The 7,454-nt window shown below is 67.5% G+C and carries 7 protein-coding genes; all 7 read left to right on the forward strand.

Annotation, left to right across the window (positions count from 1 at the left end):
- On the forward strand, positions 1-196 hold a 196-nt coding region (locus tag N7367_RS18975), incomplete at its 5' end, for a hypothetical protein (RefSeq protein ID WP_279943008.1).
- Positions 197-398: 202 nt separating this feature from the next.
- Complete coding sequence (locus N7367_RS18980) at positions 399-872, forward strand: hypothetical protein (RefSeq protein ID WP_128990761.1); 474 nt, start codon at positions 399-401, stop codon at positions 870-872.
- 3 nt (positions 873-875) lie between these two features.
- A complete protein-coding gene (locus tag N7367_RS18985) occupies positions 876-3,068 on the forward strand; it encodes a methyl-accepting chemotaxis protein (protein ID WP_065176150.1) in 2,193 nt (730 codons plus the stop codon).
- A gap of 141 nt (positions 3,069-3,209) precedes the next feature.
- Positions 3,210-3,983 carry a flagellar brake protein gene (locus N7367_RS18990; RefSeq protein ID WP_053520423.1) on the forward strand — a complete coding sequence of 258 codons (774 nt, stop codon included), beginning with the start codon at positions 3,210-3,212 and terminating at the stop codon, positions 3,981-3,983.
- A 137-nt stretch (positions 3,984-4,120) separates the two neighbouring features.
- Positions 4,121-4,612: a chemotaxis protein CheW gene (locus N7367_RS18995; protein ID WP_053520422.1), complete on the forward strand. Its 492-nt coding sequence runs from the start codon at positions 4,121-4,123 to the stop codon at positions 4,610-4,612.
- Between the two features lie 136 nt (positions 4,613-4,748).
- Positions 4,749-5,132, forward strand: coding sequence for a hypothetical protein (locus tag N7367_RS19000; protein ID WP_053520421.1), 384 nt, complete (start codon positions 4,749-4,751; stop codon positions 5,130-5,132).
- 102 nt (positions 5,133-5,234) lie between these two features.
- Positions 5,235-7,454, forward strand: a 2,220-nt coding sequence (locus N7367_RS19005; protein WP_279943009.1) for a methyl-accepting chemotaxis protein, incomplete at its 3' end; no start/stop codon positions are given.

Consider the following 7,454-nt stretch of genomic DNA (forward strand, 5'->3'; position numbering starts at 1 on the left):
TGTGCAGCTGGGTGAGGCCGTGGCCCGCTTCCGCCTGGAGTCACAGAACGAAGCACCGCTACCGGCGGTGGTCGTGGCGGCGCAGCGCAGAACGCCAGCGGCAGCTCCAGCGGCCAGGCCGGCCCCCCAGCGCGTCGCACGCGCCGCGGCGGCGCAGCCGGCGCTGGCACTCGACGGCGACTGGCAGGAGTTCTGACCTCATCGGAACTGGGACGCGTCGGATTCCTGCACACTGGCAGGGATCCGACCCTCGACCGGCCCGGTCTGATCGCCGTGACTCCTCGCCGGTCGTCGCAACGCATCACAGTTCCAGCGTTGCCCCGGCCAACTGATTGAATTTTTCTTCAGGTTCAGCCGCCGCTCGCCGCTAACGGGACACGGTCCTACGCGAGCCAGCGATGCCAGCCAGCAACGACCCCGACCCGATACCGGTACAGCGTGGGCGAATGCTGGCCGGCGTGCTGCTGCTCGCTGCGTGGCTGGGATGGACCCTCGCCGCGCTGTGGGCGCAGGCCGATGCTTCACAGCCACCGGCCGGCCGCTGGCGCGCCGCGGACGTGCTGGCGCAGCTGTCGCCCGCCGTGCTTGCCGCCAGCCACCAGCATCCCCTGCTGCTGCGGCAGTCCATCGTCTGTGGCTGCGCCCCACCGGCGCGCACACCCGACGGCATCGACCTGCGGGAGGCCCGCACGCCGCTGCCCTTCGAATGGTTGGTGCTGTACCAGCAGCGCCTTGTCTATGCCGGGCCCTCCCTTCTCGACGCGGGCTGCGGCGGCCGTCCGCTCGCAGCCGCTCCACTGGTTGCGGGGCTGCTGCGCAATGCACAGGCGCCCGTGATCCTTTCCCATCATTGCCCATGCCACAAGGAGTAGCGCATGCATGCCTCCACCCGTAATACCGCCGCGCCGACCGGTCAGCCGACACCGCCTTACCTGCGCACGCTGGCCGCGGGTGCCGACCGCCTGTTCCTGCTGGTCAGTGCAGGGCTGGTCCTGGCCTCGCTGGCACTGGCCGTGCGCCATGGTCAATGGACACCGTGGCTGCTGGTCGCACTGCCCGCGCTGCTGGTCAGCGCGGTGCAGGTCCACCTGCAACCCGGCAGCCGCCTCAGCCGCTGCACGACAGCGCTGGCGTGGATGGTGCTGTCGGCCACCTTGATCCACCAGACGCACGGACAGCTGGAGACCCACTTCACGGTCATCGTGCTGATCGCACTGCTGCTGTACTACCGCGACTGGCTGCCGATCGTGGTGGCCGCCGTGGCGATTGCCGTGCATCACGTGCTGTTCTTCGCCCTGCAGACGCGCGGCCTGCCGTACCCGGTATTCGCCGCCGGCAGTGGTCTGGGCGTGCTGGTCCTGCACGCCCTGTACGTCACCATCGAGGCCGGCCTGCTGTCGGTGATGGCCGTCCAGATGCGCCGCCAGCTTCTGCTGCTCGGCCACGACCCGCAGCAACTGGCACACCTGGCACACGGCCTGGCCGACGACCAGCCCCTGCCCGAGGCGCTGCATGCCAGCCAGTTCCCGCAGGACTCGCTGGCCGCCGCCCTGGTCCAGGCCAGCGCCCGGCTGCTGCAGCGCCGCCAGCGCGAGCTGGCGGCCAGTGGCGAATCGCTGCGCATCCGCAGCGCGCTGGACGATGTCACCACCAACGTGATGATCGCCGACCGTGATCGCAACATCGTCTTCGTCAACCGTCCACTGCAGAAAATGCTGGCCGCCGCCGAAGCCGACCTGCGTCGTGACCTGCCGCAGTTCAGCGCCGCCGATCTGCTGGGCCGCAACATCGACATCTTCCACCGCAATCCGGCCCACCAGGCCACCCTGCTCGACCGCCTCACCGGCACCTACCGCACGCAGATCCGCGTCGGCGGCCGGGCCCTGCAGCTGATCGTCAATCCGATCATCGGCGACGACGAACAGCGCCAGGGATTCGTGGTGGAGTGGGCCGACCGCACAGCCGAGATCGAGGTCGAAGAAGAACTCGGCCATATCGTCGATGCCGCCGCGCAGGGCGACTTCAGCGGCCGCGTAGGAACCGCCGGCAAGGAAGGCTTCTTCCTGCAGCTGGCGGAACGCCTCAACGGCCTGCTGGATGCCAACGCACGCAGCATCGAGCAGATCTCGCAGCTGCTGTCCTCGCTCTCGCGCGGCGACCTCACCGTGCAGATGCAGGGCGACTTCCACGGCGTTTACGCCCGCATCCGCGACGATGCCAACACCACCATCGCCGAGCTGACCCGCATCGTCGGCAGCATCCAGGCAGCCTCCAGCCGCCTCACCGGCGCTGCCGCCGGACTGGCGCAGGGCAATGGCCACCTGGCCAGCCGTACCGAACAGCAGGCGGCCAGCCTGGAGGAAACCGCCGCCACCATGGAGGAGTTGACCGCGACCGTGCGCCAGAACGCGGGACATGCGCGGCAGGCCAACCAGCTGGCCACCGATGCGGCCGACATCGCCGGCGAGGGGCGCACGGTCGTCGGCCAGGTGGTCACCACCATGTCCGCCATTGAAGCCTCCTCGAAGAAGATCGCCGAGATCATCAGCGTCATCGACGGCATCGCCTTCCAGACCAACATCCTGGCCCTCAATGCCGCGGTCGAAGCCGCCCGTGCCGGTGAGCAGGGCCGCGGCTTTGCCGTGGTCGCCAGCGAAGTGCGCACCCTCGCCCAACGCTCGGCGGGTGCTGCCAAGGAGATCAAGGGCCTGATCGACGCCTCTGTCGGCAAGGTCAGCGATGGCGCCGCACTGGTGCAACAGGCCGGCAGCACCATGCAGCGGGTCGTGGCCGCGGTGCAGCAGGTGAACCAGATCATGGGCGAGATCTCCTCCGCCTCGCAGGAACAGAGCATGGGCATCGAGCAGGTGAACCAGAGCATCGCGCAGATGGACGCCAGCACCCGCCAGAACGCCACGCTGGTGGAGGCGTCCACCGCGGCCACCCACGGCATGGCCGAACAGGCACAGCTGCTGGCGGCCGCGGTAGCGCGCTTCCACCTGCACGGAGGGGACGACAATCCGGCGGTGATGCAGCGTGTGCGGCAGATCGCCGGTATCGAGGAATGATGCCTTCGGCCCATTCCTTCGATCCCGGCCCGGCCGATGGAAGGTGATGAAACTCACACTTCATAATCCGGCGCGGTGGCCGATATCCCCATCGAGCCACGCGCCGGCGCGCGCAGGCGCCCGCCCCTGACCACAGATTCCATGTCCGACGGCAACGACACAGCAGTGCACGATGTCCATGCGGCCGACGCCGCGGATGAACGCTTCCTGGTCCGTAATCCGCGCCAGCTGCGGCAGCTGCTGCGCTCGCTGATCGAGCAGCGCTCCCTGATAAACGCGCATATCGACGGCCGCGATCGCTCGTTCCCGACCGCGCTGTTGGAACTGGACGAAGACGAGGACGTGCTGCTGATCGATGGCAGCCCGCAGGAGGCGTCCAACCGGGCAGCCGAGCAGGCCGATCATGTGCTGTGTTTCGCCCAGCTTGAGCGCGTGCTGGTGCGCTTCCGTCTGCAGGGGCTGCAGCGCGTGGACAACGACGGCCATGTCGCCTTCCGCGCTGCGCTGCCAGAGGAACTGATGCATCTGCAGCGGCGCGAACTGTACCGGCTGGAAACCCCCATCACCGACTCGCCCCAGCTGCTGCTGCCGGCTGCGGACGGACGCCCCGAGGCGTTGTCGATGCGCGTGGTGGACATCAGCGGCGGTGGCCTTGCCGTCGCGGTGCCCAGCGACTGCGCCGTGTTCGGCCTGCAGCAGCGCTACGCGGCGGTGCTGTCGCTGTCGGATGGGCCGGATCTGGATATCGAACTGGTGGTCTGCAACCTGCTGCCGCAGCGCCAGCCCAACGGAACCGAAATCAAGCGCGTGGGGATGCGCTTCGACAGTCTGCCTCGCGGTGGCGACAGCGCCATCCAGCGCTACATCTTCCGGATCGACCGCCAGCGCAAGGCACGCCGGAACGGAGAGATGTAACTGGCGCCGGCCGTGGCCTGGCGCCATCCGGTCCTCACCAGCCGGGGAGGTCCTGTCACGGCCCTGCCTAAAGTCCCCCCGCGCGGGGCCGATATCGAGCCTGACACCGGGACTTCCGGCAGAACCAGGACCCCTCGATGAACGACCAGACCCGCTCCGCCGCCAGCGCCGGCGGCGAATTCCTCAGCTTCACGCTCGGCGCCGAGCATTACGGCGTGGATATCCTCAAGGTGCAGGAAATCCGCGGCTACGATGCCGTCACCCGGGTGCCGGACGCACCGGATTACATCAAGGGCGTAATCAACCTGCGCGGAACCATCGTGCCGGTGATCGACCTGCGCCTGAAGCTGCGCCTGGAGAACGCGCGCTACGACGCCTTTACCGTGATGATCGTGCTCAATGTCGATGACCGTGTGGTCGGCATCGTGGTGGACAGCGTCTCGGACGTCATCCCGCTGTCGTCCGAACAGATCCGCCCGACCCCTGAATTCGGCGCTGCGGTCGATACCCGGTTCATCTCGGGCATCGGCACCCAGGACGACCGCATGCTGATCCTGCTGGACATCGAGACCCTGCTGGACAGCGCGGACATGGGCCAGCCGGCCCTGCTCGAGGACGCCGCCGCCTGAGTCTGCGTACCGCTTCACGTTGCTGTCACGAAACCCTTCAGTTCCCTGCGGCGGTGCCGATAGGGGGACAGAGGCCGGCCGCGCGGGAACGCGTACCACCGGCAAAAAACCATCACCCTCCCGGAGAACCACCCCGATGAAGTCCCTGCTCGCGCTCGTTTCGGCTGCCGCCCTGGCCACCACCGCGTCGTCCGCCCTCGCCCAGTCCTCGGACATGATCCCGCCGGAACTGGCCCCGCGCTCGGTGGGCAAGGACGGCATGGTCTGCGGCAAGGTCGAGAAGGCCCGCTTCGCCGAAGGTTCCGAAGGCCAGCCGACGTTCCTGTACATGGGCGGCGCCTTCCCGCGCCACACCTTCTCGGCGCGCATCGCCGGTGAAAACCGCAGCAAGTTCTCGTTCCCGCTGGAAACGCTGGAAGGCAAGACCGTGTGCGTGATCGGCAAGATCCAGCGTGATGCCTCGCGCGCCGAGATCGAAGTCAGCTCGCCGGCCGGCCTGAAGCTGGCCAACATCAAGTAATCCGCTGTCCGTCGCAGTCACGCCGGTCCTGGTGCCGGCGTGGCCGCCGCCGCAACCGGGCCCGATGCCCGTGCGCGTCTGCCTTAGGAGATCGCAACGCCCATGCCTTGGATCAACAACCTGAAACTGATGCCGAAGCTGATGGTGACCTTCGGCGTCATCCTGCTGGTGATGCTGCTGCAGGGCATCGTCGCCTATCGTGGCCTGCATTCGCTGAACAACGTCACCACCGAGTTGGCCGGTTCGCGCATGGAAAGCATCCGCCTGGCCGGCGAGATGCGCGGCATGCTCGGCGAGTACCGCAACAGTGCCTACCAGCAGCTGATCCGTGCCAGCGATGACGTCAAGGCCGACGCGCGCAAGCAGGCTGCCGCGCTGCGTACCAGCATGGACAGTTCCATCAAGGACTATCCGAAGCTGGTGGACAACGCCCAGCAGAAGAAGCTGTTCGACACCTTCGCCAAGGACTGGAAGGACGCCCTGGCCTCCTACGACAGCGTCACCGAGATGCTGGAACTGGACCTGCCGGACGACGCCATCGATACCTTCGTCGGCGAGACCCGCACCAAGCACCGCAAGGCCGCCGCGGCGCTGGAAGCCCTGATTGCCGAAGACAACCGCCTCGCACGCGCCTCGCGCGAACAGGCCGAATCCACCTATGCCGCTTCGTCCGTCCTGACCGTGATCGCCCTGCTGGGTGGCGCCGCGCTCGGCCTGGTGCTGGTGTGGCTGTTCGCCCGCGCCCTCGTCGGCAGCGTGCGTGGTGCCGTCTCGGTGGCCAATGATGTCGCCGGCGGCAAGCTCGACGGTCACATCGATGTCAGCCGCCAGGATGAAGTGGGCGAACTGATGCAGGCCATGCAGCGCATGCAGCGTGATCTGCGTGAGCGCATCGAGACCGACCAGGCCATCGCCCGTGAGAACCTGCGCATCCGGACCGCGCTGGATTACAGTTCGACCGGCGTCTACCTGACCGATGCCAACAACACCATCGTCTACAGCAACCGTGCCCTGCAGCAGACGTTGAGCCAGTACCAGGACGATGTGCGCCGCGACCTGCCTGACTTCGATGCGCAGGACTCGCTGATCGGCAAGCCGGTCACGGTGCTGGAACACCGTGGCGAGATGGACCCGTCCCTGCTGGCGAACCTCAAGCAGCACGGCGTGGCCCGTCGCCCGATGCAGTACGGCGATGCCCAGTTCGCCCAGGTCGTGTCGACCATCCGCAACGAGGACGGCGACACCGTCGGCTGCGTGGTGGAATGGCGTGACCGTACCCAGGAAGCGCAGGTCGAGGCCGAAGTGGCCCGGGTGATCGCCCGCGCCGCCGCCGGCGACCTGTCCGGCCGGATCGAAACCAGCGACAAGGAAGGTTTCTTCCTGCAGCTGGCCCAGCAGATCAACGGCCTGCTCGACGCCAACGCCGGCAGCATCGAACAGATTTCCGGCCTGCTCGCCGCGCTGTCGCAGGGTGACCTCACCGTGCGCATGCATGGCGACTACCAGGGCGTATTCGCTCGCATGCGTGACGATGCCAATGCCACTGCCGCGCAGCTGAGCGAGATCGTCACCCGCATCAAGCAGTCCAGCCGGGCAATCAGTACTGCCGCCGGCGAGATCGCCTCGGGCAACAACGACCTGTCGCGCCGCACCGAACAGCAGGCCGCCAACCTGGAAGAAACCGCCGCCTCGATGGAGGAGCTGACCTCCACCGTGCGCCAGAACGCCGAGCACGCCCGCCAGGCCAACCAGCTCGCCATCGGTGCCCATGGCGTCGCCTCCCAGGGCGGCGAAGTGGTCGGCCAGGTGGTCACCACCATGTCCGCCATCGAAGCTTCCTCGAAGAAGATCGCCGAGATCATCAGCGTCATCGACGGCATCGCCTTCCAGACCAACATCCTGGCCCTCAACGCCGCGGTCGAGGCCGCCCGTGCCGGTGAACAGGGCCGCGGCTTTGCGGTGGTCGCCAGCGAAGTACGCACCCTCGCCCAGCGCTCGGCCGCTGCCGCCAAGGAGATCAAGGGCCTGATCGATGACTCGGTGGGCAAGGTCGCCGATGGTTCTGCACTGGTGCACAAGGCCGGGGCCACCATGGGCGAGATCGTCGCCTCGGTGCAGCGCGTGACCGACATCATGGCCGAGATCTCTGCGGCCTCGCAGGAACAGAGCGCCGGCATCGAGCAGGTCAACCAGACCGTGGTGCAGATGGACGAGACCACCCAGCAGAATGCCGCGCTGGTGGAGGAAGCCACCGCCGCTGCGCGGGCCATGGAGGAACAGGCAGGCCATCTGAGTGAAGCGGTGTCCATCTTCGTGCTCGAT

The organism is Stenotrophomonas sp. GD04145, assembly GCF_029835135.1.
In the GTDB taxonomy this organism is placed as follows: Bacteria; Pseudomonadota; Gammaproteobacteria; order Xanthomonadales; family Xanthomonadaceae; genus Stenotrophomonas; species Stenotrophomonas maltophilia_P.